The 24,865-nt window shown below is 64.8% G+C and carries 23 protein-coding genes; 15 read left to right on the forward strand and 8 right to left on the reverse strand.

Going from position 1 to position 24,865, the window contains the following annotated elements; translation table 11 throughout:
* Positions 1-118 precede the first annotated feature (118 nt).
* Both NCG91_RS22270 and NCG91_RS22275 read right to left on the reverse strand, forming a co-directional pair.
* Positions 119-493: a DUF1294 domain-containing protein gene (locus NCG91_RS22270; protein WP_099664481.1), complete on the reverse strand. Its 375-nt coding sequence runs from the start codon at positions 491-493 to the stop codon at positions 119-121.
* Positions 494-551: 58 nt separating this feature from the next.
* The gene (locus tag NCG91_RS22275; RefSeq protein ID WP_251351234.1) at positions 552-1,118 is read right to left on the reverse strand and encodes a methylated-DNA--[protein]-cysteine S-methyltransferase; all 567 of its coding nucleotides are present in this window, start codon (positions 1,116-1,118) and stop codon (positions 552-554) included.
* 94 nt (positions 1,119-1,212) lie between these two features.
* Here NCG91_RS22275 and NCG91_RS22280 point away from each other — a divergent pair, with 94 nt between their 5' ends.
* Positions 1,213-1,974 carry a nucleotidyltransferase domain-containing protein gene (locus tag NCG91_RS22280; protein WP_251351235.1) on the forward strand — a complete coding sequence of 254 codons (762 nt, stop codon included), beginning with the start codon at positions 1,213-1,215 and terminating at the stop codon, positions 1,972-1,974.
* Positions 1,975-1,989: 15 nt separating this feature from the next.
* On the opposite strand, the gene NCG91_RS22285 is transcribed toward NCG91_RS22280, so the two are convergent.
* A complete protein-coding gene (locus NCG91_RS22285) occupies positions 1,990-4,224 on the reverse strand; it encodes a TonB-dependent siderophore receptor (protein WP_251351236.1) in 2,235 nt (744 codons plus the stop codon).
* Between the two features lie 336 nt (positions 4,225-4,560).
* Between NCG91_RS22285 and NCG91_RS22290 the strand changes: the two genes are divergently transcribed.
* Positions 4,561-5,424, forward strand: a complete 864-nt coding sequence (locus NCG91_RS22290; protein WP_251351237.1) for a hypothetical protein — start codon at positions 4,561-4,563, stop codon at positions 5,422-5,424.
* Positions 5,425-5,427: 3 nt separating this feature from the next.
* Here the strand turns inward: NCG91_RS22290 and NCG91_RS22295 are convergent, their stop codons facing one another.
* The 4 genes from NCG91_RS22295 to NCG91_RS22310 all read right to left on the reverse strand — a co-directional run bounded on the left by NCG91_RS22295 (position 5,428) and on the right by NCG91_RS22310 (position 9,298).
* Complete coding sequence (locus NCG91_RS22295; RefSeq protein ID WP_251351238.1) at positions 5,428-5,826, reverse strand: bacteriohemerythrin; 399 nt, start codon at positions 5,824-5,826, stop codon at positions 5,428-5,430.
* A gap of 298 nt (positions 5,827-6,124) precedes the next feature.
* Positions 6,125-6,280: a hypothetical protein gene (locus NCG91_RS22300; RefSeq protein WP_180278567.1), complete on the reverse strand. Its 156-nt coding sequence runs from the start codon at positions 6,278-6,280 to the stop codon at positions 6,125-6,127.
* A gap of 151 nt (positions 6,281-6,431) precedes the next feature.
* Positions 6,432-6,614, reverse strand: a complete 183-nt coding sequence (locus tag NCG91_RS22305) for a hypothetical protein (RefSeq protein WP_251351239.1) — start codon at positions 6,612-6,614, stop codon at positions 6,432-6,434.
* Positions 6,615-6,751: 137 nt separating this feature from the next.
* A complete protein-coding gene (locus NCG91_RS22310) occupies positions 6,752-9,298 on the reverse strand; it encodes a PepSY domain-containing protein (protein WP_251351240.1) in 2,547 nt (848 codons plus the stop codon).
* Between the two features lie 262 nt (positions 9,299-9,560).
* Here NCG91_RS22310 and NCG91_RS22315 point away from each other — a divergent pair, with 262 nt between their 5' ends.
* From NCG91_RS22315 to NCG91_RS22350, 8 genes are all read left to right on the forward strand, one after another.
* Positions 9,561-10,073, forward strand: a complete 513-nt coding sequence (locus NCG91_RS22315; RefSeq protein WP_435526510.1) for a sigma-70 family RNA polymerase sigma factor — start codon at positions 9,561-9,563, stop codon at positions 10,071-10,073.
* Positions 10,063-11,076: a FecR domain-containing protein gene (locus tag NCG91_RS22320; RefSeq protein WP_251351242.1), complete on the forward strand. Its 1,014-nt coding sequence runs from the start codon at positions 10,063-10,065 to the stop codon at positions 11,074-11,076. Before NCG91_RS22315 ends, NCG91_RS22320 begins: the two co-directional genes overlap by 11 nt.
* A 91-nt stretch (positions 11,077-11,167) precedes the next feature.
* Entirely contained in the window at positions 11,168-13,573 is a 2,406-nt protein-coding gene (locus NCG91_RS22325; protein ID WP_251351243.1) for a TonB-dependent siderophore receptor, read from the forward strand.
* Between the two features lie 93 nt (positions 13,574-13,666).
* Positions 13,667-16,015, forward strand: a complete 2,349-nt coding sequence (locus NCG91_RS22330) for a TonB-dependent receptor (protein ID WP_251351244.1) — start codon at positions 13,667-13,669, stop codon at positions 16,013-16,015.
* Positions 16,016-16,148: 133 nt separating this feature from the next.
* Positions 16,149-16,646 carry a Fur family transcriptional regulator gene (locus tag NCG91_RS22335; protein ID WP_180278566.1) on the forward strand — a complete coding sequence of 166 codons (498 nt, stop codon included), beginning with the start codon at positions 16,149-16,151 and terminating at the stop codon, positions 16,644-16,646.
* A 117-nt stretch (positions 16,647-16,763) separates the two neighbouring features.
* On the forward strand, positions 16,764-17,864 hold the full coding sequence (locus tag NCG91_RS22340) for a branched-chain amino acid aminotransferase (protein ID WP_099664470.1): 1,101 nt from the start codon (positions 16,764-16,766) through the stop codon (positions 17,862-17,864).
* A gap of 68 nt (positions 17,865-17,932) precedes the next feature.
* On the forward strand, positions 17,933-18,649 hold the full coding sequence (locus tag NCG91_RS22345) for a ribonuclease T2 family protein (protein ID WP_251351245.1): 717 nt from the start codon (positions 17,933-17,935) through the stop codon (positions 18,647-18,649).
* Positions 18,650-18,722: 73 nt separating this feature from the next.
* The gene (locus NCG91_RS22350) at positions 18,723-20,138 is read left to right on the forward strand and encodes an MFS transporter (RefSeq protein WP_099664469.1); all 1,416 of its coding nucleotides are present in this window, start codon (positions 18,723-18,725) and stop codon (positions 20,136-20,138) included.
* Positions 20,139-20,140: 2 nt separating this feature from the next.
* On the opposite strand, the gene NCG91_RS22355 is transcribed toward NCG91_RS22350, so the two are convergent.
* Positions 20,141-21,775 (reverse strand): acyl-CoA synthetase, encoded by a 1,635-nt coding sequence (locus NCG91_RS22355; protein ID WP_251351246.1) that lies wholly within the window; start codon positions 21,773-21,775, stop codon positions 20,141-20,143.
* Between the two features lie 113 nt (positions 21,776-21,888).
* Here NCG91_RS22355 and NCG91_RS22360 point away from each other — a divergent pair, with 113 nt between their 5' ends.
* From NCG91_RS22360 to NCG91_RS22380, 5 genes are all read left to right on the forward strand, one after another.
* Positions 21,889-22,590, forward strand: a complete 702-nt coding sequence (locus NCG91_RS22360; RefSeq protein ID WP_251351247.1) for a Crp/Fnr family transcriptional regulator — start codon at positions 21,889-21,891, stop codon at positions 22,588-22,590.
* Between the two features lie 62 nt (positions 22,591-22,652).
* Entirely contained in the window at positions 22,653-23,246 is a 594-nt protein-coding gene (locus tag NCG91_RS22365; RefSeq protein WP_251351248.1) for a helix-turn-helix domain-containing protein, read from the forward strand.
* Between the two features lie 24 nt (positions 23,247-23,270).
* A complete protein-coding gene (locus tag NCG91_RS22370; protein WP_251351249.1) occupies positions 23,271-23,669 on the forward strand; it encodes a DUF2946 domain-containing protein in 399 nt (132 codons plus the stop codon).
* Between the two features lie 62 nt (positions 23,670-23,731).
* Positions 23,732-24,328 carry an SCO family protein gene (locus tag NCG91_RS22375; protein WP_251351250.1) on the forward strand — a complete coding sequence of 199 codons (597 nt, stop codon included), beginning with the start codon at positions 23,732-23,734 and terminating at the stop codon, positions 24,326-24,328.
* 20 nt (positions 24,329-24,348) lie between these two features.
* On the forward strand, positions 24,349-24,819 hold the full coding sequence (locus NCG91_RS22380) for a copper chaperone PCu(A)C (RefSeq protein ID WP_251351251.1): 471 nt from the start codon (positions 24,349-24,351) through the stop codon (positions 24,817-24,819).
* Positions 24,820-24,865 lie beyond the last annotated feature (46 nt).

Raw genomic sequence — 24,865 nt, forward strand, 5'->3', positions numbered from 1 at the left:
AAAGGGCTTTCCCGTGTAAATGAATTGGCTTGAATATCGTGAATATTGATATTCTGACAGGCGATCATTTCAAGAACAACGGGCTGCAATAATTGTTACATCTTGGCTTGCAGTGGTTTTACAGTTCGATGGGCGCCACCTCGGTGCCGATATCGGGCGCCGCGTAATGCATGCTGAAATACACGAAGGCGCCGATATTGAGGGCGACCGTGATCCAGAACAGGATGCGGAACGAGCGCTTGCTGGACTTGTGGCGCAGCCATTGCTGGGCCAGCACGGCGCCCGGCCAGCCGCACAGCAGCCCCAGCAGCAGCAAGGTGCGTTCCGAGGTGCGCCAGCGGCCCCCTTTGGCGGCCGATTTGTCGATCGCATAGGCAACGAAACAGCTCAGGCTCAGCACGCCATACACGAGGGCGACCAGGGCGGGGATGTGGAAAAAGAACGTGGCCAGCAAATACAGGACGACAAAAAACAGGATGACAAGGTAGGGCATAGGATGTGTTTGCTTGAACGGAGGGCGTGAGTATCCCACAAGGGGAGCGATGCCGCGCCTAAAACAAGCAGCCTTGCGCCGTATCGATGGGTACGGCGCGGCGGCGGGCGTGGCCCGTTTTCAGCGCTTCGCGGTCGCTGGACAGGGCGATGCCTTCCAGCGCCAGCAGGGTTTCCTTGGCATGCAGGCCGCCCGCAAAGCCCGTCAACTCGCCCGTGGCGCCGATGACCCTGTGGCAGGGGGCGATGATGGAAATGGGATTCTTGCCGTTGGCGGCGCCCACGGCGCGCACGGCGGCGGGACGGCCGATCTGGCGCGCGATCTCGCCATAGCTGCGCGTCTGGCCGTACGGTATCGTCAGCAGTGCGCGCCACACTTCCTGCTGGAAGGCGGTGCCGGCGAAATCGAGCGGCACGTCAAAACGCTGGCGCGTGCCGGCGAAATATTCCGCCAGCTGGCGCGCTGTTTCCTGCAGCACGGCGCAACCGTCATCGACGCGCATCGCGCCCAGGCGCACGCGGTTGGGCTTGTCGTTTTCCCACAGGATGGCGGCCAGGGCCGTTCCGCGCGCCACCAGCGTCAGCTCGCCCACGGGCGAGGGCACCACGATGCAATCGTATTCCATGTTGGTTCCTTGATCAGAGAGCGCCAGTGTAGCAGGATGGCGGCAGGCCGCGTATCGCGTGTAGGATAGTGCTTTTCGGCAAGGAGCACTGGCTGTGACAGACATTTCCACCTATGACGCTATCCGCGCGATCGCCGTGCGGCTGGTGCGTGAACGCTATCCCACGGCCGTGGCGGCCATCATCGGCGGTTCGTTCGCCACGGGCCGGCAGACGCCCACTTCCGACATCGACTTGCTGCTGCTGTTCGACCACGTCGATTGCGCCTGGCGCGACACCCTCGTGGCCGAAGGGCGCACGGTGGAACTGTTCGCGCACGACATGGCCACGTTCACGTATTTTTGCAAGGAAATTGATGCGCCGGGCGGCAAGGTGCCGCTGGTGATGATGGTGATGGAAGGGGGGAACATCCTTGCGCCCGGAGCGCAGCACGCGCAGCTGCTGGCGCTGGCGCAAGCCATCGCCGCAGCCGGGCCGCCCTTGCTCGACGTGGAAAGCCTGCAGCGGCGCCGCTACGCCATCACCACCGCGCTGGAAGACCTGGTCGACAGCGCGCACCCGGGCGAGGCGCTGGCCGTGGCTTGCCAGCTGTACGAAGCGCTGGCCGACTTGCACTTGCGCGCGGCGGGCGTATGGAGCGGCGGCGGCAAGCATCTGTTCCGCCGCCTGCAGGCGTTCGACGCCGCCGTCGCCGGGCAGCTGGACGGCGCGCTGCGCCTGGTCGCCAGCGACTTGCCGGCCGGCCAGCATGCGTTCGGGCAGGTGGCCGCCGCCGTGCTGGCGCCCGTGGGCGGTCCCTTGCTCGAAGGCTTCACTTTGCCCGCGCCCGCGCACTGGCGCAGCGCGCCGGCAGCCTGAGGCACTGCACCCTGCTTAAAACGCCGTGCGCACGGCCAGGCTGACGTTGCGCGGTTCGCCCCAGAACACGCCATCGAAGAAGCCCACGTTGCGGTAGTACTTTTTGTCGAGCAAGTTATTCACGTTCAGCTGCACGCTGGCATGGCGGTTGATGGCATAGCTGGCCATGGCGTTGACCAGCGCATAACCGGCTTGCGGGATGTTCGTCATCTCGCTTGACGGCGGACGGCCGTACCACGATTCGCTGTAGGTGGCGCTTTGCGCCGTCAGGCTGGCGCCCGCTTTCAGCCCTGCCAGGCGGCCGTCGAAACGGTAGCTGGTGGCCAGGCGCAGCAAATGGCGCGGCTGGGTGGTGGCGGCGCGGCGGCCATCGGCCTCGGCCGCGTGCAGATAGGTATAGCCGCCGCTCGCTTCCCAGGCGGGTGTTAACTGGCCGGAAACGTCGAATTCGAGGCCCTTGGCCGTCACGCCGGCGCCGTTGGCCACCATGGCCTGGCTGCCGTCGGGCAGCAAAAAGCCGGGCGGCACGGAACGGTCGAGTTCCGCCAGATTCTTTTTCTTCGTGTGGAACAGGGCGGCCGACGCGTTCAGCTTGCCTTCATAGAATTCCCCCTTGACGCCCAGTTCCGCATTGTCGCCCGTTTCCGGCGCCAGGAACTGGTTGTTGCGGTCCTTGCTCGTTTGCGGGTTGAACAGCTGCGTGAAGCTGGCGTAGGCGGAATATTGCTTGTTGATATCGAACACGGCGCCCACGTACGGCGTGACTTCATTGCGCGTTTCCACAAAGTCGCTGCTGCCCGTGTACACGCCTTGCGTGTTGTAGCTGCGCGTGTCCGTGCGATAGGTGCTGCTGCGCGCGCCGATGATCACGTGCAGCGGGTCGGCCAGGCTCAAACGCGTGGCCACATAGCCGCCCGCCAGGCGCGTCACGCTTTCCGTGTGCGAGCCATCCGGGGTGAACACGGGGCGGGGGACGTTGCCCGTCCAGCTGCGGTAATCTGGGATGAATTTCGAGTAATCGATTTTTTCCTTGCCGCCGATGGAGCGATCCTGGCTGTTGTCGCCATTCCAGCCGATGATGGCCGTGTGCTTGCGTCCCAGCAAGGTAAACGGCCCGCTGGCGTAGACGTCGAAATTGTCGCTGTAATTTTTGCCCGCGCCCCAGGCGCCCGTCCACAGTTCCATGCCTTTGCCCGTGGCGGGATCGGGATAACCTTTGCCCGCATACAGAACGGTGGTGCGGTTCGTGCTTTCCGTGCGCGCATAGCCGAGGTGCAGATTCCAGTTGCCCGGCAGGCGCTGGTCCACCGAGGTAAACACCGTGTGCTGTTTTTTGGCCCAGGTGCTCCATGGCGCCGTCCAGCTGGTGTTGCGCGGCAAATTGGCCAGGCTGCCGTCCGCGTTCCAGTAGGGCACGGCGCCCCAGGTGGCGCCCGTGGGCTGGTTGTCCTGGAAGTCGACGCCGGCCGTGAGCAGGGTGCCGGGACGCAGGTCCGCCTCGACGATGAGCATGCCGACCGTCTTGCGTTCGTGATACATGTCCAGGTAGGAATCGCGTTTTTGCCACGCCAGGGCCGTGCGCGCACGCACGCTGCCCTGCGGGTTCAGCGGCGTGGACAGGTCGGCCTCGACGCGCTGGTCATCCCAGCGGCCCATGATGAGGCCGGCGCTGGCCTGGAATTCCTTCGTCGGCCGCTTGCGTATCATGTTGATGGTGGCCGACGGGTCGCCCTTGCCGCCCATCAGGCCGGTGGCGCCGCGCACGACCTCGATGCGGTCGTACAAAATCGTGTCTTGCAATGGCGCATTGCCGCCGCGCGCCATGCCGTCGATCTGGATATTGTTGATGCCGAAGCCGCGCGCATAAAAGGTCGTGCGCTCCGTGTCATTCTGGCCAACCTGGATGCCCGTCGTCTGCGCCAGCGCCTGGTCCAGCCGCACGGCGCCCAGGTCGTCGAGCAACTGGCGCGTGATGACGCTGACCGATTGCGGCGTTTCGCGCAGGGACAGGTCCATGCGCGTGGCGCTGCGCGCTTCGCCTGTCGTGTACGACTGCGTGCCTTCCGTACTGGCCATCGACTGGCCCAGCACGGTGACGGCCGGCATGGTGACGTCGGCCGCAGCGGCGTCGGCGGCCTGGGCCGGCAAGACGGTGCCGGCGGCTAGGCTCAGCAGGGCGACGTGTAACAGGCGGGGGAGGGGGCGCAAGGCGGGCTGGCGCGAAGGAGGGAAGACTGTCGTCGATTGCATCATTTTCCTGGCATATTGTAGTTGTGTGTTTTCCTATCTCGTCTGGCGAGGTGCGCAGTAGCTGGGGGATGGCGTGACGCTGGCCCGTGGTCTGGCTTGGATAGCAGTTCCACCGCAAGGCCCGGCGCGTGCGGGCAGTGGAAAAGAAGGGCGCGCGATTCCCTTCACTTATGTGAATAAGAATCATTATCAATATAAGTGGTATTTGTTAAATAATCAAGCGTGCGCACCAAAAGAGTGCGGGCAGGAGTGGAGGGAGACCCGGAGCGGCGCATGGGCTGGCCTTCTGCGATAATGCAGGCGCTGATAAAATATTTTCCTCATTGAAAGAAATGCATGCGTACATGGATCGCTTGTGCCGGATGGTTGTGTGTCGTGTCGCTGGGCCAGGCCCAGGAGCACGCGCCGCCGGCTATCCCCGCGCCGCTGCAGAGCGCCAGCGTGCCGCCCGCCGCCGTCGCGCCACCGCCGCTCGTGCCGGCACTCCCTGCGCCAGCCACGCCCGTGGCGCCAACCGCGTCGGCGGGCGCGGAGGAAACCTTGCCATCGCAAACGGTGACGGTCACCGCCAGCAGCGACGCCAAGGCGCCGCGCGTGCGCTTCACGGCTTACCGCGACAGTTATCTGACGGCCAGGAAAGTGTGGCAAGTGTCGAGCGGCAGCGTGGTCATGGCCCTGCGCCTGATTCCTGCCAAGCTGAGCGCCACCATCGACGACGTGCGCGTGGCCTTGCAAGGCAATGGCGCTCCCATGCCGATCAAGGTGTCCGACGGCGGCGTGTTCGTCGTGCCGCTCAACGAAGACATCGCCGCGCAGGACGGTACTTTCCTGGTGAATAAGAGCAGGGGCGAGTTGACGGCGAATATCGTGCTCCAGCCGTCCGTGGCGCGCGATGCCTGGAACGTCAAGCGCGTGGGGCAGGTCTTGCAGGACGCCCGGCGCGCCGTGCGGGCCATCACGCCGTGGTACAAGCGGCCGTTCGCCAGCGACGTGCAATCGCTGGCGTTTTGCGCTGCCGAGCGGGGCAGCGCGCTGCAACTGGTCGAAGGCGAGCAGCTGATCGCCACCCTGCCCATGAACGAGGCCGCCGTCAACGACATCAACCAGCCCGTGTTTTGCAAGATTTTCGATGGCGAAGACAAATACCCGGGACACTACCGCGTCGTCTTGCCCGAGCAAGCCACGGTGCTGCTGCTGTAGAAGCTAGCTAGGCTGGCGCTGCACCATTTCCAGCGCCGCCGCCAGGGCCAGGTCCATCGTGGCCTGGTGAAAGATCAGCCATTGCGGCAACAGCGACAGCGCGTGGCGCCCATGTTCCAGGTCGCCTTCATCGACGGCGGCCCAGGCATGGTGCAGGCCGCTGAGCACGCGCGCATGCTGTTCGCGGTGGTTGGCCAGCGAGGGAAAGGCGATCTGCTCCATCAAATCCTCTTCCTCGCGGAAATCGCGTTCGACGGCCGCGATCAGCTCGCGAAACGCCATGCTGAAATGCTGGTCGCCCAACTGCTGCAGCCGCGCCAGTTCCTGAAACAGCGCCTCATGCGCCTCGTCGATGACGGGAACGCCCAGCGCCATCTCATCCTTCCAATCCGATTTACCCATGCTGATGCTCCAGGTTAAGTCCGTCACGGTGCGAAGCGGACTGTTCCAGTTTGGGCGCAGCAAAGGTGGAAATCCATGATCTGGATCAAAAGTACGGCGAAGAGGGGGAGCAAATCAAGGCAAAAATAAATGGGAGGAGAGAACAAATCCCCACCCGCAAAACAAAGCGGTTTTAACGATGCAATCCACTACCGAGCGCCGCTGAAAAACGCCGCTGGCAAGGCGCCGCGCCGAAGGCAGTACGAATGTACGACGAGGCACGGCAACGCAGTCAGCGACGTTTTCTCAGCCGCGCGTCTTATTGCTTAGGCCAGTGGGCCCACATGCCTTGCGCATCAACATTCGGCACCTGCAACTGCTGCCCGGCGGACGTCTGCATCGCGTCGCGCAGCACGAGGGGTACGAGCAGCAAGGCCGACAGGGCAAGGCAAGCCAGCACTTTGAGCGTCAACATGGTCGTCTCCCGGTGTCCCGGCGGCGGCGCGGGGATGCGGCGCCTGCCGGTCACTTCCTTATGTACTACCATGCTTGCAGTTTAGTTCATCTGATTGAAACTTCAATTTATTGCTGTGATGCACCGCACCAGTTCGCCCATTGCCAGGAGCTTATTTCGCCTTGCGGCTGCGCCGCGGCTTGCCTGTCGGGGGCAGGAAGGAATCGAACCACACTTGCGTCACGCCGGTATTTTTCGCCGCTTCGCGCTTGACGGCGGCCGTCGCATGGCCGCGCGCCGTGTTGGCGATGCGGTTGGCGGCGCTCAGGTACATGCTCATCCAGGGGTTTTTCATGGGAAGCCTCGCAGACAGTGGGTGGGGCGGCGCGAGTTTGTCGCCCGGCCGCCATGCCCCCACTGTAGTCCGATGGCTGGCGCCGACCGTGCGCCGGCCCACATAGCCGGGTGGCGCCGGCGATGGCTTGAGCCAGGTCAATACACGTCGCGGCGGTAGCGTCCGGCCGCCTGCAGGGCGTCGAGTCCCTCCTGGCCCAGCATTTCTTGCAGTACAGCATCGATTCCTGCCGCCATGCCTTGCAGGCTGCCGCACACGTAGACGATGGCCCCCTGCGCCAGCCAGTCGCGCAGCGTCCCGGCGTTGGCGCGCAGGCGGTCTTGCACGTATTCACGCTTGCCGGCATCGGCGCCATCGCGCGAAAAGACGCGGTCCAGGCGCGCCAGGTGGCCAGCGTCCAGCCAGCCTTGCAACTCTGCGCCGCAGACGCTGTCAAAAGCTTGCTGGCGCTCGCCGAACAGCAGCCAGTTGCGGGCCAGTCCCGCCCGCTGGCGCGCGCGCAAGTGCGAGCGCAGGCCGGCCAGGCCGGAACCGTTGCCGATATAAATGCAGGGCACGTCGACCAGGGTGGGGGCGAAGGCCGGATTGGCTTGCAGGCGCAGGCGGATGGCGGCGTCCAGCGGGGCGAAGCGCGTCAGCCAGCCGGAGCCGAGGCCATGGCCTTGATTTTCCTCGCCCGCATGGCGTTCCTGGCGCACCAGCAACTGCAGTTCGCCATCGGACGGCAGCGAGGCGATCGAGTAGCTGCGCGGCGCGTGATGAGCATTGCTGGCATCGCCATCGCTGCCGTCTGCATTGCAGGGAATGATTTCCGCCAGCGCGCCCGCTTCCCAGCTGGCGCCGGCCGGGCCCGTCAAGGTGATTTCATGCAGTTCGCCGCCCTGGCTGCCCGGGTTGAGCAGCACGCGGCGCGCCAGGCGCCACTCGGCATATGACGCTTCTTCCTGCACGCCGATGGCGTCGATGGCGCTGCCGCTGCAGCGGGCCAGCGCTGTGGACCAGTCGGCCAGGGCGGCGGGGTCGTGCTTGTCCACTTCGATCAGGGGGAACAGGGGCGTGGCGCCCAGTGCCTGCAATTGTTGCGCCAGCGCATGGCCGAAGCCGCAGAAGGCGCTGTAATGGCGGTCGCCCAGGGCCAGCATGCCGAATTCCAGGCCCGCCAGCGGCGTGCCGGAGGTGGCTTGCAGCAGGCGCGCGAAGCGGCGCGTGCCGTCCGGCGCCTCGCCTTCGCCAAAGGTGCTGGCGACGATCAGGGCTCGTTCGTACTGGCGCAATTGTGCGGGATCGAACCGGTCCAGCGATTGCACGTCGACGGCCACGCCCGCCTGCTGCAGGGCGCGCGCGCTTTCCAGCGCCAGGCGCTCGGCCTGGCCCGACTGGCTGGCGTAGGCCACCAAGGTGGGCAAGCCCGTGTTCGCCTGGCCTGGCGCGCCGGCGCCCAGCATGGCGCGCTGCGCCTGCACGGCGCGTTTCGCCTTGCGGCGGCCCAGGTACAGCATCCAGCCCGTGATGGCGAACAGGGGCAGGCCCAGGCTGGCCAGGGTGACGATGATGCGGCCCGGCAAACCAAAATACGTGCCCATGTGCAACGGATAAATGATGTTGACGAGGCGCGCGCCCAGCGCTTGCTGGCTGTACGGTTCGTTTTCCGTCACCGCGCCGTCGGCCGTTGCAATGCTCATGCGGCTGCGCGCCCGCTCGTGCGGCGCGTCGCTGGCCAGCCACGTGAATTGCACGGCTTCGCCGGCGCGTGTCGGCAGGCGCACGCTGGCCAGGGTCCAGCCGGGGGCATGCTGCTGGAAGCTGCTCCAGGCCGGGCCGAGGTCGACGGCCGGTGCTTCTTTCTTTTCCCCGGCCGGTCCCTTTTTCGCCGGCGCCTGCGCCACGCGGGGCGGCTTGCCGGCCCAGGCGTCGATATTGTCGCGCACCACGTCATAGCTCCAGTAAATGCCCGTTAGGGTCAGCGCCACGTACACCACCAGGCACCAGGTGCCGGCCACGGCGTGCAGGTTCCACAGGAAGGAGCGGCCTTTTAATGCAGGGTCGAAGGTCAGCCAGGTGCGCCAGTCCAGCGGACGGCGGGGCCAGCGCAGATACAGGCCGGACACGGCAAGTCCCAGCAGGCACAGGGCCAGCGCGCCCGCCACTTGCCGGCCCGGATCGCGCGGCAGCAGCAGCCAGCGGTGCAGCGATTCCGTCCACTCGAAAAAGCCCGCGCCCGTCAGCGCCGGCTGGGTGGCACCCGTGTAGGGGTGGGCATAAATCGACTCGCCGCGCCGCTGGCCGTTCTTCGGCGCGAAGAAGACGCGTGGCGCCGCGCCCGCCTCGGCATACATGGTGATGGAGGCGACGCGCTGGCCGTGTTCGGCAGCGGCAATGTTGCTCAACTGGCCAGGCGTCAGCGGCGCGCGGCTTTCCACAGTGACATGGCGCACGCCGGGATTCATGACATCGAGCAATTCATCCTTGAACGCCAGGGTGGCGCCGCTCAGGCCGATGATCACCAGCACTGTGCCGGCCGTGATGCCGATAAACCAGTGCAATTGAAACCACACCTGTTTCCAGCTCCAGTGCCAGCGCCGTTGCGGCGGGTTGGCGGCAGGCAGGCGTTGCTGTTGGCGGGTCTCCGGCGCCTCGTCGGCGCTGGCGCGCAACTGGGGTTGTGGAAGGGAGGAGGTCGTCATGGCGGCTTTCGATGGCGCCGCCATGCAGAGGCGTCAGGCATGGCGGGGAAGAAGGAAGGCTGACATTTTAACGCAAACGAGAATCATTCGCAAATGATGGAGCATTGGCACTGTTGCGCAAAATGCCCGCGGCAGGCCGGGATGATGCTTTTGATAATTTACATCGTCGTGAAATTGTGTGAAAATGAAAATCATTCTCATTCGTGATGCAGTGCTGACCCACTTGACCGGCAAGTATGGCAGCCCCTTTGTTTGTTTGCCCGTGTCCACCATTTCTCCCTCCCTCGATACCTTTAGCGACCTGTACGCCAGCCACCATGGCTGGCTGTATAACTGGCTGTGGCGCAAGCTCGGTTGCCGCGACGGTGCGGCCGACCTGGCGCAGGACACCTTCGTGCGCATGCTGGCGACGCAATCGGCGGACAGCCTGCGCGAGCCGCGCGCCTACCTGAGCACGGTGGCCAATGGCTTGCTGGTCAACCACTGGCGCCGCCTGACCCTGGAACGCACGTTCCTGGCGGCCCTGGCTAGCCATCCCGAAATGACGGCGCCGTCGCCGGAAGAGCGGGCCCTCGTGGTCGAAGCCCTGTGCCGCATCGACGCCATGCTCGATACCCTGTCGCCGCGCGCGCGCCAGGCTTTCCTGCTGGCGCAGCTCGACGGCCTGACGTATGCGCAGATCGCCGGCCAGCTGGACGTATCCGAACGCATGGTGAAAAAATACATGGCACAAGCCATGCTGCAATGCATGCTGTGCATGGATGATGTCGCCTAAGCCAGGCGCCGCCATGCCGCCGGCCGACTACGCCATCCTGCAGGAAGCGGCCGAATGGTTCGCCGTGCTGCGCGGGGACGATGCCGGTCCTGCCGACCAGCAAGCCTGGGAGCGCTGGCATGCCAGCTCGCCCGCCCACCGCGCCGCCTGGCGCAGGGTGGAAGCCGTCAGCGCCGAATTTCGCCAGGTGCCGGCGGAACCGGCGCGCCAGGCGCTCGACGCCGCAGGCCCGCGCCAGAGCGACGCCGCGCGCCGCAGCCTGGTCAAGGGCTTGCTGGCGCTGTGCCTGACGGCCGGCACGGGTGGCGCCGCGCTGCTGCGGCGCGATACGCGCAGCTGGGTTGCCAGCCTGCATGCGGGCGAAAAAACGCCGGTCGGCACCATCCGCCAGCTGGCGCTGGCCGACGGTTCGCAACTGTGGCTGAACACGGCAACTGCCCTCGACATCGATTACAGCGACACGCTGCGCCGCATCGCCCTGCATGGCGGCGAAATCTATCTCGCCACGTCCCGCGACAGCCGCCAGCCGGCGCGCCCGCTCGTGGTCGACACCGTGCACGGCCGCCTGCGCGCGCTGGGCACGCGTTTCAGCGTGCAGCCGCAGGGCGATGCCACCTTGCTGGCCGTCTACGAGGGCAGCGTCGAGGTGGCGCCCCGCGATGGCGGCGTGCCGCGCATCGTGCCGGCCGGCCGGCAAGTGCGCTTCGGCGACGGTCTCATCGGCGAGCCATACGCCGCCGACCCGAACGGGGCCGCCTGGATCGAGTACCGCCTGCAGCCGGAACAGATGCGGCTCGATGATTTCCTCGCGCAACTGTCGCGCTACCGGCGCGGCCACCTGGGCTGCGCGCCCGAAGTGGCCCACCTGCGCCTGGTGGGCAGCTACCCGCTGGCCGATACGGACCGCATCCTGGCGGCGCTGGAAGCGACCTTGCCCGTGAGAATACATCGCCTGCATGACTGGTGGGTGACGGTGGAAGCCCAGCTGCCGCAGTCAAAATAGTAAATGAGAATATTTCTCAAAAAGTGGTTCCCTTTTTGAAAAGTTGTTTGGCAAGGTAGAAGTAAGCTGCTCAACATCAATAAGGAATGCCGTGCCGCCGTACCCTGTCTCCCTGCCGTTTGCCCGCCGTCTGCTGCCGCTGTCCCTGGCCGCGGCGTTGCTGGCCGTGCCTGTCATGCATGCGATGGCAGCGGCGGCGGAAGAGACCGTGCACAGCTTCCGCATCGCCGCCGCGCCCCTGGGCCAGGCCCTGCGCCAGTTCGCGGGCCAGGCGGGAATCTTGCTGTCGGCCGAAGGCGGCTTGACGCAGGGCAAACGCAGCGCCGGCTTGAACGCCACCGTGGCCACGGGCCAGGGCTTGCAGCAATTGCTGGCAGGCACGGGCCTCGTGGCCGTGCAGTTGCCGGACGGAAGTTACATCGTGCGCCTGGCGCCCACGCCCCTGAGCGCCGACCTGGACGGGGAGGGCGCCGGCTTGCAAGTGCTGGCGCCCGTCACCGTGCAGGGCAGCGGCGACGATGGCTACCGCCGTACCAGTTCTTCCGCCGCCAGCCGCAACGACACGGCCCTGCATGACACGCCGCAGGCCGTCAGCGTGGTGAGCCGTGAATTGATACGCGACCAGGACATGCGCACCCTGGCCGACGCCATGCGCTACATGCCGGGCGTGGGCACGGCCGCAGGCGAGGGCAACCGCGATACGGCCGTGCTGCGCGGCAACAGCTCGACCTCGGATTTCTATCTGGACGGCATGCGCGACGACGTGCAGTACTACCGCGATTTCTACAATATCGAAGCGGTCGAGGCCATCAAGGGGCCGAACGCCCTGGTCTTCGGCCATGGCGGTGGCGGTGGCGTGATCAACCGGGCCACCAAGCAGCCGCAGTGGGTCGATGACGGCGAAGCAACGCTGAGCCTGGGCGCCTGGCGCAACGGGCGCGCCGCCATCGATCTGCAACAGGTCGTGAAAGGCGACGTGGCCGTGCGCGTCAACGCCATGGCGGAAAACAGCGGCTCGTTTCGCCAGGGCGTGAAGGTGCGCCGCAGCGCCGTCAACCCCGTCGTGGCCTGGCGTTTGTCGCCGCGCACCACCGTGCAAGCCAGCTATGAACATTTTCGCGACGACCGCGTGACGGACCGAGGCGTGCCGTCGTACCGGGGCCGGCCGTTCGACACGGACCCGTCCACGTTTTTCGGCATCGCCGGCAGCAGCCCGTCGTGGGCTTACATCGACGCGCTGGGCGTGACCATCGAGCATGCGTTCGCCGGCGGTGCGGTCTTGCGCAACCGCACGCGCCTGGCCGATTACGACAAGCTGTACCAGAATGCCTTTCCCGGCCCCGTCAGCGCGGATGGGGCCAGCGTGACGGTGCTGGCGTACAACAGCGCCACCTTGCGGCGCAACCTGTTCAACCAGACGGACGTGGAGTGGACGGTCAGCAGCGGCGCCGTGCGGCACCGCCTGACGGCGGGCGGGGAACTGGGTCGCCAGACGACGGACAATCTGCGCAACACCGGCTATTTCACGACCCTGGGCGAGGGCGTCACGCACATCAGCCTGCCCACTTCGCACCCCGTGACGGACTTGCCCGTGACCTTCCGTCCCAGCGCCACGGATGCCGACAACCACGGCGTGGCCGACACGGCCGCCCTGTACCTGCAGGACCAGGTCCGCTTCAGCCCGCAATGGCAGGCGATTGCCGGCCTGCGCTACGAGCGCTTCGCCGTCGATTTCGTCAACCGCCGCAATGGCGCGCGCATCGCCCGCACGGATGCGCCGTGGTCGCCGCGCGCGGCCCTGATCTATCAGCCCGTGCCGGCGCTGTCGCTGTATGCCAGCGTCAGCCAATCGTTCTTGCCGCGCGCGGGCGAACAGCTGGCGTCATTGACGCCCAGCAACGCCGTGTTTGAACCTGAACGTTTTCGCAATGTGGAAGCGGGCGTGAAATGGGAAGCCACCGCGGACCTGTCGGCCAGCGCGGCCTTGTACCGTTTGACGCGCAGCAAGGTCGCCGTCACCGACCCGAATGACGCCACGCGGGCCATGCTGGTCGATGGCCAGCGCAGCGAGGGGCTGGAACTGGAGGTCAAGGGCAAGGTCCAACCCGGGTGGAGCATCGCTGGCGGCTATGCCTGGCAGCGGGCCGTGCTGACGGCCACGCAATCGGCCACGGCATTCGAGGGGGCCACGGTGGCCCATGTGCCCCGGCACAGCCTGTCGCTGTGGAACCGCTACGATTTTTCGCCTGTCTGGGGCGCGGCGCTGGGCATCATTGCCCGCAGCGCCGTGTATGCGTCCGTGTCGAATACGGTGGCGCTGCCGGGATTTGCCCGCGTCGATGGCGCCGTCTACTTCAAGCCGCAAGGAAATTTTCAGCTGCAGCTGAATGTGGAAAACCTGTTCAACAGAAAATATTTTGCCTCCGCCCACAGCAACGACAACATCGCGCCCGGCTCGCCCCGGGCGTTGCGCATGACGGCGCTGTGGCGGTTCTAGTTTTGTCGTACCCAAGCAATCAACGAGCCAGCCAGGCGCCACGGCGCAGTAGCCAGCCATAATTTAATCCATCCGATAGAGTGAAAGATAGCGATGACATTGAAAGACCAAGCGGGCGCCGCCAAGCCGACAGCCCTCATCCGCAGCCGCAAGCACCACACCACTTCCGCGCCACGCATGCATGGCACGGCCCTGGCCGCGTTTGCCACCCTGGCCATGCCGCTGGCGCTGCACGCGCAAACGGTGGACAAGCCGCAGCAGTTGCAGGAAGTCAAGGTCGTGGGCACGGCTGACCGCCTGATCCAGGCGCCCGTCAAATCGGCCAACGACAAGCTGACGGCGCCGCTGCTGGACACGCCGAAATCCGTCACCGTGATTCCTGCCGAAATCATTTCGCAAACGGGCGCCGTCTCGCTGACGGATGCGCTGCGCACCGTGCCGGGCATCACCATCGGCGCCGGCGAAGGCGGCAACCCTGTGGGCGACAACCTGTTCATCCGCGGCTACAACGCGCAAACGGATACGTATATCGACGGCATCCGCGACACGGGTTCGCAATCGCGTGAAATCTTTGCGCTGGAACAAATCGAAGTCGTCAAGGGCCCGAACTCGGCCTACGGTGGACGTTCGTCCGCGGGCGGCGGCGTCAACCTGATCAGCAAGACGCCGAAAGTCGACAATTTCACCAACGCCACCGTGGGCCTGGGCAGCGCCAAGTACCGCCGCGCCACGGCCGACGTGAACCGCGTCATCAGCGACGACGTGGCCGTGCGCCTGAACGTGATGGCGCATGACGCCCACGTTGCCGGCCGCGACTACATCAATGGCGACCGCTGGGGCATCGCGCCATCGATCACCTTCGGCCTGAAATCGGCCACGCAGGCGACGCTCAGCTACTACCACATGCAGTCGAGCGAATTGCCGGACACCGGCTTGCCGTTCAACAACCCGTTCTCGTCGGGCGCGAATGTATCGAAAAACGGCAACGGCACCCCCGTCAACGTGCCGCGCGACACCTTCTATGGCTTGGTCAACCGCGATTTCCGCGACACGCAAAGCGATATCGGCACCATCGACGTGCGCCACGACTTCGGCAACAAGTTGATTTTGCGCAACGTAACCCGTTACGGCAAGACCAGCAACGACTACGTGTGGACCCAGCCCGACGATTCCAAGGGCAACACCATGTTGTACGGCACCGTCTGGCGCCGCGCCAACACGCGCACGACCGATACGGACGCGCTGGCCAATGCGACCAGCCTGGGCGGCGAATTCCTGGCCGGCGGCGTGAAGCACACCTACACGGTGGGCCTGGAAATCGGCCGCGAGGAAACGGATCGCAGCTCCTATATGTTCAGCCCGGGGACGAACAACCCGCTGGAAAAAGTCGGTTCCAACTGCCCGACCTATGGCGCGGCCACCCTGTACAACTGTGCACCGTTGCTCAACCCGAACGCCAACGACCCATGGGTCTACACGCGCACGGTGTCGCCGGCACGCACGAATATCGTCACCAACACGCGTTCCGTGTACGGTTTCGACACCATCGAGTTCACGCCGCAATGGCTGCTCAACGTGGGCATCCGCTGGGATGACTACAAGAGTTCGCTGAACACGCCGCAATACACGCTCGACGGCAAGACCACCGCCGCCACCAGCGCCAAGGTGCACGCCACCTTCGCCAGCTACCAGGCGGGCCTGGTGTACAAGCCATCGACCAACAGCAGCGTGTATGTTTCCTACGGCACCTCGTCCACGCCACCGGGCAATGACGGCGGCGACGGCATCGACGGCTTGACGGTCGCCATCCAGAACCTGAAGCCGCAGGAGAGCAAGAGCTTCGAGCTGGGCACGAAATGGGAAGTGCTGCCGGGTGGCCGCCTGTCCGTGAGCGGCGCCTATTTCCAGAGCGACATGAGCAATGCGCGCGTGACGGCACCGGACGGCAGCACGCAAAACGTGGGCGACAAGCAAGTCAAGGGTATCGAGCTGGGCGTGAGCGGCAATATCACCAAGGAATGGTCGGTGTTCGGCGGCTACACGCACCTGAACGCCATCGTGGAAAACAATGGCTACGTCAATACGGGCACGACGGCGGTACCCGTGTATGCACCGTCGCCATACAACGGCAACCAGTTCCCGACGACGCCGAAAAACAGCGCCTCGTTGTGGACGTCCTACCTGGTCACGCCCGCCATCACGGTGGGCGGCGGCGTGAACTACGTCGACAAGGTCTATGCGAACGTGGCCAACAACAAGTTTGCCCCGGCCTACACGCGCTTCGACGCCATGGCCAGCTATGTGGTCAACCGCAACGTGACCCTGCAGCTGAACATCCAGAACCTGACGAACAAGCTGTACTTCGACAAGGTTTCCTCGCCGCATTACGCTGGCGTGGCACCGGGCCGCTCGGCAACCCTGACGGCCAACATGAAGTTCTGATGGTTGCCGGTTTGAGGTAGCGCAAGGCGCCGTTCCAGTAGTCGGGAACGGCGCTTTTTTTCATTTCCCGGTTCCCTTTTGCGCTTCTCGCTTGGCAATGTCAGTAGAGCAGAACGCACAAGCGGAGAATCCCATGCAAGACATTCAATACCAGGGCGATGGCCGCGTGTTCGAGCGCTTGCGCGCCGTGCGCCTGCGCCCGACCAGCGCGCGCATCTGCATCTTGCAAGTGCTGGCCGGCACGCAGCGGCAAGCGATGAATGCGGAAAGCATTTATCAGCAACTGCTGCACATCGGCATTGCCGTCAGCCTGGGCACGATTTACCGCGTGCTCAAGGAAATGGAACTGGCCGGCTTGCTGCTGCGCGAGCGCGAAGCTAGCGCCAGCGGCAACAAGGCGCGCTACTTGATCAAGCCCGACCAGGTGGAAACGGACAGTTGCTACCTCGTGTGCCGCGTGTGCGAACGCAGCGTGCTGGTGCAGGATGCGCCGCTGGTGGAGCAGCTGCGCCAGGCGGCGCTGGCGCACGGCATGGACATCGGCGCCAACGTGATTTCCGTACAGATGCGCTGCAGCCAGTGCGCCGGGGAAGCGCAAGCGGGGCGGGGCAAGCCCTTGCGGGCCGCCTGACGGCGCCGCCTTTTGATGCGGCGCAACATTGCTGCAAGGCCATCCGCCGCCTCGCCGCGCGCATTAGGCGCTACAATAGGGAATCTCTTTATTCTCCCTGACTCGTCTTCTGCTGCCATGACCACTTCCACACCGAATCTCGTCGTCACCCCATCCGCCCACCCCCTGTCCGACGCCGAACGCGCCGCGCGCATGGTCAATCCCGCCTTCGGCCGCATCTTCACCGACCACATGGTGGTGATTCCTTACCGCGACGGCAAATGGCAGCAGGGCGAACTGAAGGCTTACGGCCCATTGATGCTGGATCCGTCCGCGTCGTCGCTGCACTACGGCCAGGCCATCTTCGAAGGCTATAAGGCGTTCGCGCAGCCCGATGGCAGCATCAAGACTTTCCGTCCAGAACAAAACGCGGAACGCTTCAACCGCAGCGCCGCGCGCCTGGCCATGCCGGCCATCCCTGTCGAGCTGTTCCTGGAAGCGGGCGATGCGCTGATTGCGCAAGACCGCAACTGGGTGCCGAAGAACACGGGCGAGAGCCTGTACATGCGTCCGCTGATGATCGCCACCGATCCTTACTTGGGCGTGCGTCCTTCGGAAGAATACCTGTTCGTGCTGTTCGCCTCGCCGGCCGGCGCCTACTTCCCGAAAGGCGTGAAACCCGTCACCGTGTGGATCAGCGAAGACTTCGTGCGCGCCGCGCCGGGCGGCACGGGTGAAGCCAAGTGCGCGGGCAACTACGCGGCCAGCCTGATGGCCCAGTCGCAAGCGCAAGAGAAGGGCTGCGACCAGGTCGTCTGGCTGGACGCCGTGCACCGCGAATTCATCGAAGAAATGGGCGGCATGAACTTGTTCTTTGTCTACAAGGATGGCGAGAAAGTCACCGTCGTGACGCCGGAATTGACGGGCACCTTGCTGCCAGGCATCACCCGCCGCAGCCTGCTGGAAATGGCGAAAGACCTCGGCTATGCGACGGAAGAGCGTAAATTGTCCGTCCAGCAATGGCGCGACGATATCGCCTCGGGCCGCATGACCGAAGTGTTCGCCTGCGGCACGGCCGCCGTCATCACCCCGGTGGGCGTGGCCAAGGCCAATGGCTTTGAAATGACCATCAACAACAATGAAAACGGCGCCGTTACGTTGGCCCTGCGCGAAGCGCTGCTGGGCTTGCAGCATGGCACGGCACCGGACACGCATGGCTGGATGCACAAGGTTTGCTGATCAACTTGTTTGATTGATACCGCGCCGGCACTCAGTTGCCGGCGTTTTTATATCTTGAAGGAAACTCGATGAAAATCCGCTCTGTCTTGCCCGCGCTGGCCGCCGTGTTCATCAGCCTGTCTGCCAGCGCCGTCCACGCGGCCGACGCCAGCTGCGCCATTCCCCGCAACGTCAGCTACTACGATTACGACGTCAAGCCGTCGGACGAGAAAAACACGTGCTACAAGCAAAGCACCAACGTGCCCACCGATTACTTCATGCTGGCGCTGTCGTGGTCGCCAGGCTTTTGCGACAGCCAGCGCCGCCGTGGCGCCGTGTCGAAAAAGGCTGCCTTCCAGTGCGCCGATAGCAACCACTTCGGCTGGATCGTGCATGGCCTGTGGGCGCAGTCGAACAACCCGGCCAGCTGCGAAGACATTTCCGTGACGCCGCCGCGCAAGACGGAACTGCATCCGCGTTACTGCAAGGGCAATTTGCCGAAGCTGGCGCCGTCCGAGATCCTGCCCTACATGTGCATGCAGCCGGGCGAAGCCTTGCTGCAGGGTGAATGGGAAAAGCATGGCGCGTGCGATTTCGATACGGCCAAGCAGTATTTCGAGAAGGAACGCGAACTGTTCCAGGCATTGAAGTTGCCGGACTCCAGCATGCCCAAGAATGAGTTGTTCCAGTGGATGAAGCAGCATAATCCGCAATTGAAGGGTCGCTGGCTCGGCTATGAAAAGCACTCTGGCGAGTTGCGCATCTGCTATTCGAAAGATTTCAAGGTCATCGATTGCCAGAAGTAAGCTGGCCTGTCCTGCAGATTTCTTACATACATGTTAGTGTATTGGCCGGATCAGCAAGATGAACAGGTAGTGTATGCAGCAGTCTATGCGGCAGCAAACGCAAGCCGTGATGGTGGGCGAGGACGGCTTGCCGCCCGGCGCCCGTGTATGGGCCATGCTGGCGCTGGCCATCGGCGTGGGCATGGCTTCGCTCGATACGGCGATCGCCAACACGGCCTTGCCGGCCATCGCCGGCGAGCTGCACACGACGCCGGCCGCTTCCGTCTGGATCGTCAACGTGTATCAGCTGGCCATGGTGGCGACCCTGCTGCCGTTTTCCGCGCTGGGTGAAATCGCCGGCTACCGGCGCGTGTTTATCTCCGGCATGTTCCTGTTTACCCTGGCCTCGCTCGCGTGCGCGCTGGCCTGGTCCTTGCCGTCGCTGGTGGTGGCGCGCCTGTTCCAGGGCGTCGGCGCCAGCGCCATGATGAGCGTCAATACGGCGCTGCTGCGCGCCCTGTACCCTAAACACTTGCTGGGCCGCGCGTTCGGCAACAACGCGTTGGTGGTGGCCGTCGCGTTCGCCATCGGGCCCACAGCCGCCTCCTTGATCCTGGCGACGGCGTCGTGGCCATGGCTGTTCGCCATCAACGTGCCGCTGGGCGTGGCCGGCTTTTTCCTCGCCAGCCGCATGCTGCCGGCGACCAAACTTTCCGGGCATACCCTCGATGCGCGCACGGCCCTGTACAACGTGGGCGCCTTCGGCTTGCTGATCCTGTTGTTTGGCGACGCGGCCCACCACGCGGCGCTGTCGACCTTGCTGCCGGAACTGGTGGCGGTGGTGGTGTTCTTTATTTTGTTGCTGCGCCGCCAGGCGGGGCACGCGGCGCCGATGCTGCCGATCGACCTGTTCCGCCGTCCCCTGTTCTTGCTGTCGTCGCTGACGGCCATCTGCACGTTTGCCGCGCAGGGGCTGGCCTTCGTCTCGCTGCCGTTTTATTTTGAAGTCACCCTGGGCCGTTCACCCGTCGAGACGGGCTTTTTGATGACGCCGTGGGCCGTGCTGGTGGCCGTGATGGCGCCCGTCGCCGGCCGCCTCAGCGACCGCTATTCACCGGGCGTGCTGGGCGGCATCGGCTTGGCGGCGCTGGCCGGCGGCTTGCTGACCCTCGTGTGGATACCTGCCCACCCCAGCGTGTTCGACATCGGCTGGCGCATGGCCCTGTGCGGCATCGGTTTCGGTTTCTTCCAGGCGCCCAATCTGAAAGCCATCATGGGCAGCGCGCCGCCCGAGCGGGCCGGCGGCGCCAGCGGCGTGGTGGCCACGTCGCGCCTGATCGGGCAAGCGACGGGCGCGGCATTGGTCGCGTATTGCTTCACGGTTTCTGCCAGCCGGGGCACGACGTATGCGCTGTGCCTGGCGGCAGGCTTCGCCGCCGTGGCCAGCATCGCCAGCTTCTCGCGCCTGGTGGTGGCGCAGCCGGCGTGGCTGACAGGCAAGGGCGGCTAAGCCTAGACGTCGATGGCCTTGTCCGACTGCATGCGCTTGCGCAATTCGAACTTCTGGATCTTGCCCGTCGACGTGCGGGGCAGGGGGCCGAAGTAGATCGCTTTCGGCACCTTGAAACCGGCCAGGTTGTTCTTGCAGAAGGCGATCAATTCCGCTTCCGTCACCGTGCCGCCCTCGCGCAGTTCGACGAAGGCGCACGGCGTCTCGCCCCATTTCTCGTCCGGCTGGGCGATGACGGCGGCGGCCAGCACTTGCGGGTGGTGGTACAGCGCGTCTTCCACTTCCACGCTGGAAATGTTTTCTCCGCCGGAAATGATGATGTCCTTGCTGCGGTCCTTCAGCTTGATGTAGCCGTCCGGATACATGACGCCCAGGTCGCCCGTATGGAACCAGCCGCCCGCAAACGCTTCCTGCGTCGCCTTTTCATTCTTTAAATACCCCTTCATGCAGATGTTGCCGCGGAACATGATCTCGCCGATCTGTTCGCCGTCGGCCGCCACGTGCTGCATGGTTTCCGGGTCGATCACGGCCACGGCGCTTTGCAAGTGGTAGCGCACGCCCTGGCGCGATTTGAGTACGGCGCGTTCTTCCTGCGACAGGGCCGCCCACTCGTCCTGCTCGGCGCAGATGGCGGCCGGGCCGTACACTTCCGTCAAGCCATACGAGTGGATCAAGTCGAAACCCATGGCTTCGATCTTCGCCACCATGGCCGCCGGCGGCGGCGCGCCAGCCACCATGCCGCGCACGGTCCAGGCTATGCCGTCGCGCCAGTTGGCGGGCGCGTTGGCCAGCGCCGCGTGCACGATGGGTGCGGCGCAATAGTGGGTGATGCGCAATTCGCGCATCAGGTCGAACACGAGTTTCGGCTCGAACTTGCGCAGGCACACGTTGACGCCGGCGCGCGCGGCCACCGTCCACGGGAAGCACCAGCCGTTGCAGTGGAACATCGGTAACGTCCATAAATACACGGCATGCTTGGGCATGTCCCACTCTAATATGTTCGACAGGGCGTTCAGGGCCGCGCCCCGGTGGTGGTAGACGACGCCTTTCGGGTCGCCCGTGGTGCCGGACGTGTAGTTCAGGGCGATGGCGTCCCACTCGTCGGCGGGCGGCTGCCAGTCGTAATCGGGGTCGCCGCTGGCCAGCAAGCTTTCGTAGTCGAGGTCGGAAAAGGCGTCCACTTCCGGTCCCAGCACGTCGTTGACCTGGATCACGCGCAAGCCGGGAATCTGCGCCGCCATCTGGCGCGCCAGCTCGGCGAATTCCGTGTCGGCCAGCAAGACTTTCGCCTGACCGTGGCGCAGCATGAAGGTCAGCGAGGCCAGGTCGAGGCGGATGTTCAGGGCGTTGAGGACGGCGCCGGCCATCGGGACGCCGAAGCTCGCTTCCACCATGGCAGGCGTGTTCGGCAACATCACGGCGACCGTGTCGCCCGTGCCCACGCCCAGTTTGATGAGACCGGATGCCAGGCGGCGCGTGCGCGCATACGTTTCACGCCACGTCTGGCGCACGGCGCCATGTGCAATTGCCAGGCGATTGCCATATACTGCCGCTGCCCTGGCGATATAGTCGAGCGGGGTGAGGGCGGCGTAGTTGGCGCTGTTTTTGCCGAGGCCGGTATTGAAATCAGGTGTCATGCTTGTCTCCTGTTAAATAAAATTCTATAGCTCCCTGTTTCGGGATTGATACCGGTTAGCATAGCACCGGTGCTGGAAAATCACTGTCATCTTAGTGACAACTGAAGGGTGGAATGGATAGCAATGATAGTGTAGGCCTTGCCGTGCCAGAACTCGACAGCCATGACTGGTTCACGGCCCTCGACGCGCGGCATCAGACCCTGTTGCGCGCCGACAGCGTGCTGCGGCATTACGAGGCGGGCGCCTTCATCACGCGGCGCGGCGAACCGTCGGCGCACTGGATCGGCGTGCACACGGGCTTGATCAAGCTGGCCGTCTACAATGCCGATGGGCGCGGCGCCACGTTTTCCGGCGTGCCGGCCGGCGGCTGGTGCGGCGAGGGCAGCGTGCTCAAGCGCGAACTGCGCCGCTACGACGTGGTGGCCGTGCGCGCATCGAGCATCCTCCTCGTGCCGGTGGACCTGTTTCACCTGTTGCTGGCCGAGAGCCTCTCCTTCAATGCCTTCGTCATCCGCCAGTTGAACGAGCGCATGGGCCAATTCATCGCCACCATCCAGAACCAGCGCCTGCTGGCCGTCGACGCGCAAGTGGCGCAAGCCATCGCGCAACTGTTCCACCCCATGTTATACCCGCGCACGTCCAGCGTGCTTGAGCTGTCGCAGGAAGAAATCGGCTTGCTGACGGGCATTTCGCGCCAGCGCGTGAACCAGGCGCTGGGCCATCTGGCAGAATTGAACCTGATCAGCATCGCCTACCAATCCATCCGCGTCGTCGACCTCGACGGCTTGCGCCGCTACGGCGTGGCGTCGCTGTGATGACAGACCCGGCGCGCGATGTGTGGCATGCTGGCGGCTCGTTCACCACCTTGACCTGACGCATGGCCCTCGTTTCCGATCATCCCTTGCACTTGCTGGGCTTGCGCTTTCCGCTCCGGCTGCGCGTTACCGTGCGCCAGGGTTTTGTGACTTTGCACAATGAAATCGCCACCAAGAAACTGGCCAGCGGCGACAGTTTCGTCGTGCCCGCCTTCTTGCGCTTCGCCTGCGACGTGATGCCGGGGCGGGGCAAGCCGGCCGTGTTCACCCTGGCGCTGGAAGGCGACGAGGCGGAGGGCGGCCACGGCGGCGGCAAGCGCTGGAGCCAGGCGCTGGCGCAGCACATCTTTGATACGCCGCAAGGCAAGTGGACGGCGGCCCGCCTGGCGGCCCTGTGGCAAGTGACGCCGCACAAGGCCAGGGCGCGCCTGTTTGCCGAGGGCGAGGCACTGCTCAGTCTGGTGCGCGAACAGCGCCTGGCGCACGCGCTGCACACGGCGGCGCAGGCGGATGCCGACGACGGGCACGGCGGGCGCGACCTGGCGCAAGTGGCGGCCGGTTCCGGCTTTGCCTCGATCCCCGCGTTTTGCGACGCCTGCGTGGACGTGGCGGGCGTGCGTCCCAGCCTGTTCCTGCGCGGCCAGGCGCCCGGATAGCCAGACTCCGTTATAATCGGGGCCATGGGATCATTATTGAAGCGCAAACAGTGGCATATGTGGTTCGCCTGCCTGGCGATACTGCTCAATGCGCTGTCGCCATCCCTGTCGTATGCGTTTGCCTCGCTGCACGCCAACGCGAACAATGCCGCCGTCGAGATCTGCTCGGCCAGCGGCGCCGTCTACACGCAAGCGGACCTGGCGCCGGCCGCCAAGTCCACCACCGATTCCGTGCTGCACCACATCGAACATTGCCCGTTCTGCATGAGCCATGCGGGCAGCGTGGGCTTGCCGCCGCCGTCGTCATCGACGCTGCCCGTCATCACGGGCCACGACCTGTATCCGCCCCTGTTTTACCAGGCGCCGCGGGCCCCGTTCGCGTGGCTGGCCGCCAGCCCGCGCGGCCCCCCTGCGTCTGCCTGAACGCAGCCGTCACGCTTTCCACGTCTTAACTGTATCCACTACGCCCATCGGGCCAGAATGCCATGAAACGTCGTCTTTTCCTTCTCGCCGGCACGGCGGGATTGCTCACGCTTGCCGCTTGCGAACAAGCGCCCAAACCCCATTACAACGGTCTCGACTTGACGGGAGGCGATTACAAGCCCGACTTCAAATTGAGCGGCCCCGACGGCAAGGTCTACACCCTGGCCGACTTCAAGGGCAAGTATGTGATGGTCTTCTTTGGCTTCACGCAATGTCCGGACGTCTGCCCGACAGCGTTGTCGCGCGCGCTGGAAATCCGCCAGAAGCTGGGCGCCGATGCCGACAAGCTGCAAGTGATCTTCATCAGCATCGACCCCGAGCGCGATACGCCCGAGTTGCTGGGCGAATACATGCGCGCCTTTGACCCCAGCTTCCTCGGCTTGCGCACGGACCCGCAGGCGACGGCGCAGACGGCCTTCAATTACAAGGTCTTCTACCGCCGCGTGCCCAGCGGCAGCTCGTACACGATGGATCACACGGCCATCAGCTATGTGCTCGATAACGAGGGGCGCATGCGCCTGGGCTTGAAGCACCAGTTGACGGGCGACGAGTGCGTGCAGGACATCAAGACCTTGATGAAATCGAAATACACCTTGTAACTATCACGAAAGGAATAATCATGACCCATGTCAAAACCCTGCTGGCCGCGGCCCTGACCGTGCTGTCCTTCTCCGCCATTGCCCAGACTTCCGTGCAAATCACCGACCCGTGGGTGCGCGCCACCGTGCCGCAGCAAAAAGCCACGGGCGCCTTCATGCAGATCACGGCGCCGAAAGCCATGCGCCTGCTGGAAGTGCGCTCGCCCGTGGCGGGCGTGGCGGAAATCCACGAAATGAGCATGACGGACAATATGATGCGCATGCGCCAGGTCAAGGAAATCGCCTTGCCAGCCGGCAAAGCCGTCGAACTGAAGCCGGGCGGCTACCACGTCATGCTGCTGGAACTCAAGGGACAGGTGAAGGCGGGCGACAAGATTCCGCTGACCCTCGTCGTCGAAGGCGAGGACAAGCGCCGCGAAACGATCGAAGTCAATGCCGTGGCCCGTCCGCTGGGCGCCGCCTCGGCACCGATGCCGGCGATGAAACACTAAGCCTGCCGCCAGGCCCTTGAAAAGCCCGGTCCGCCGGGCTTTTTTG

It is taken from the genome of Janthinobacterium kumbetense (genome assembly GCF_023703445.1).
GTDB lineage: Bacteria > Pseudomonadota > Gammaproteobacteria > Burkholderiales > Burkholderiaceae_D > Janthinobacterium > Janthinobacterium kumbetense.

What these genes read in the sequence shown, in the direction of transcription:
- NCG91_RS22270 (WP_099664481.1), bottom strand. Translation starts at nt 493, where the DNA reads ATGCCCTACCTTGTCATCCTGTTTTTTGTCGTCCTGTATTTGCTGGCC.
- NCG91_RS22275 (WP_251351234.1), bottom strand. Translation starts at nt 1,118, where the DNA reads ATGGAATACGATTGCATCGTGGTGCCCTCGCCCGTGGGCGAGCTGACG.
- NCG91_RS22285 (WP_251351236.1), bottom strand. Translation starts at nt 4,224, where the DNA reads ATGCAATCGACGACAGTCTTCCCTCCTTCGCGCCAGCCCGCCTTGCGC.
- NCG91_RS22290 (WP_251351237.1), top strand. Translation starts at nt 4,561, where the DNA reads ATGCGTACATGGATCGCTTGTGCCGGATGGTTGTGTGTCGTGTCGCTG.
- NCG91_RS22295 (WP_251351238.1), bottom strand. Translation starts at nt 5,826, where the DNA reads ATGGGTAAATCGGATTGGAAGGATGAGATGGCGCTGGGCGTTCCCGTC.
- NCG91_RS22300 (WP_180278567.1), bottom strand. Translation starts at nt 6,280, where the DNA reads ATGTTGACGCTCAAAGTGCTGGCTTGCCTTGCCCTGTCGGCCTTGCTG.
- NCG91_RS22305 (WP_251351239.1), bottom strand. Translation starts at nt 6,614, where the DNA reads ATGAAAAACCCCTGGATGAGCATGTACCTGAGCGCCGCCAACCGCATC.
- NCG91_RS22310 (WP_251351240.1), bottom strand. Translation starts at nt 9,298, where the DNA reads ATGACGACCTCCTCCCTTCCACAACCCCAGTTGCGCGCCAGCGCCGAC.
- NCG91_RS22320 (WP_251351242.1), top strand. Translation starts at nt 10,063, where the DNA reads ATGTCGCCTAAGCCAGGCGCCGCCATGCCGCCGGCCGACTACGCCATC.
- NCG91_RS22330 (WP_251351244.1), top strand. Translation starts at nt 13,667, where the DNA reads ATGACATTGAAAGACCAAGCGGGCGCCGCCAAGCCGACAGCCCTCATC.
- NCG91_RS22335 (WP_180278566.1), top strand. Translation starts at nt 16,149, where the DNA reads ATGCAAGACATTCAATACCAGGGCGATGGCCGCGTGTTCGAGCGCTTG.
- NCG91_RS22340 (WP_099664470.1), top strand. Translation starts at nt 16,764, where the DNA reads ATGACCACTTCCACACCGAATCTCGTCGTCACCCCATCCGCCCACCCC.
- NCG91_RS22345 (WP_251351245.1), top strand. Translation starts at nt 17,933, where the DNA reads ATGAAAATCCGCTCTGTCTTGCCCGCGCTGGCCGCCGTGTTCATCAGC.
- NCG91_RS22350 (WP_099664469.1), top strand. Translation starts at nt 18,723, where the DNA reads ATGCAGCAGTCTATGCGGCAGCAAACGCAAGCCGTGATGGTGGGCGAG.
- NCG91_RS22355 (WP_251351246.1), bottom strand. Translation starts at nt 21,775, where the DNA reads ATGACACCTGATTTCAATACCGGCCTCGGCAAAAACAGCGCCAACTAC.
- NCG91_RS22360 (WP_251351247.1), top strand. Translation starts at nt 21,889, where the DNA reads ATGGATAGCAATGATAGTGTAGGCCTTGCCGTGCCAGAACTCGACAGC.
- NCG91_RS22365 (WP_251351248.1), top strand. Translation starts at nt 22,653, where the DNA reads ATGGCCCTCGTTTCCGATCATCCCTTGCACTTGCTGGGCTTGCGCTTT.
- NCG91_RS22370 (WP_251351249.1), top strand. Translation starts at nt 23,271, where the DNA reads ATGGGATCATTATTGAAGCGCAAACAGTGGCATATGTGGTTCGCCTGC.
- NCG91_RS22375 (WP_251351250.1), top strand. Translation starts at nt 23,732, where the DNA reads ATGAAACGTCGTCTTTTCCTTCTCGCCGGCACGGCGGGATTGCTCACG.
- NCG91_RS22380 (WP_251351251.1), top strand. Translation starts at nt 24,349, where the DNA reads ATGACCCATGTCAAAACCCTGCTGGCCGCGGCCCTGACCGTGCTGTCC.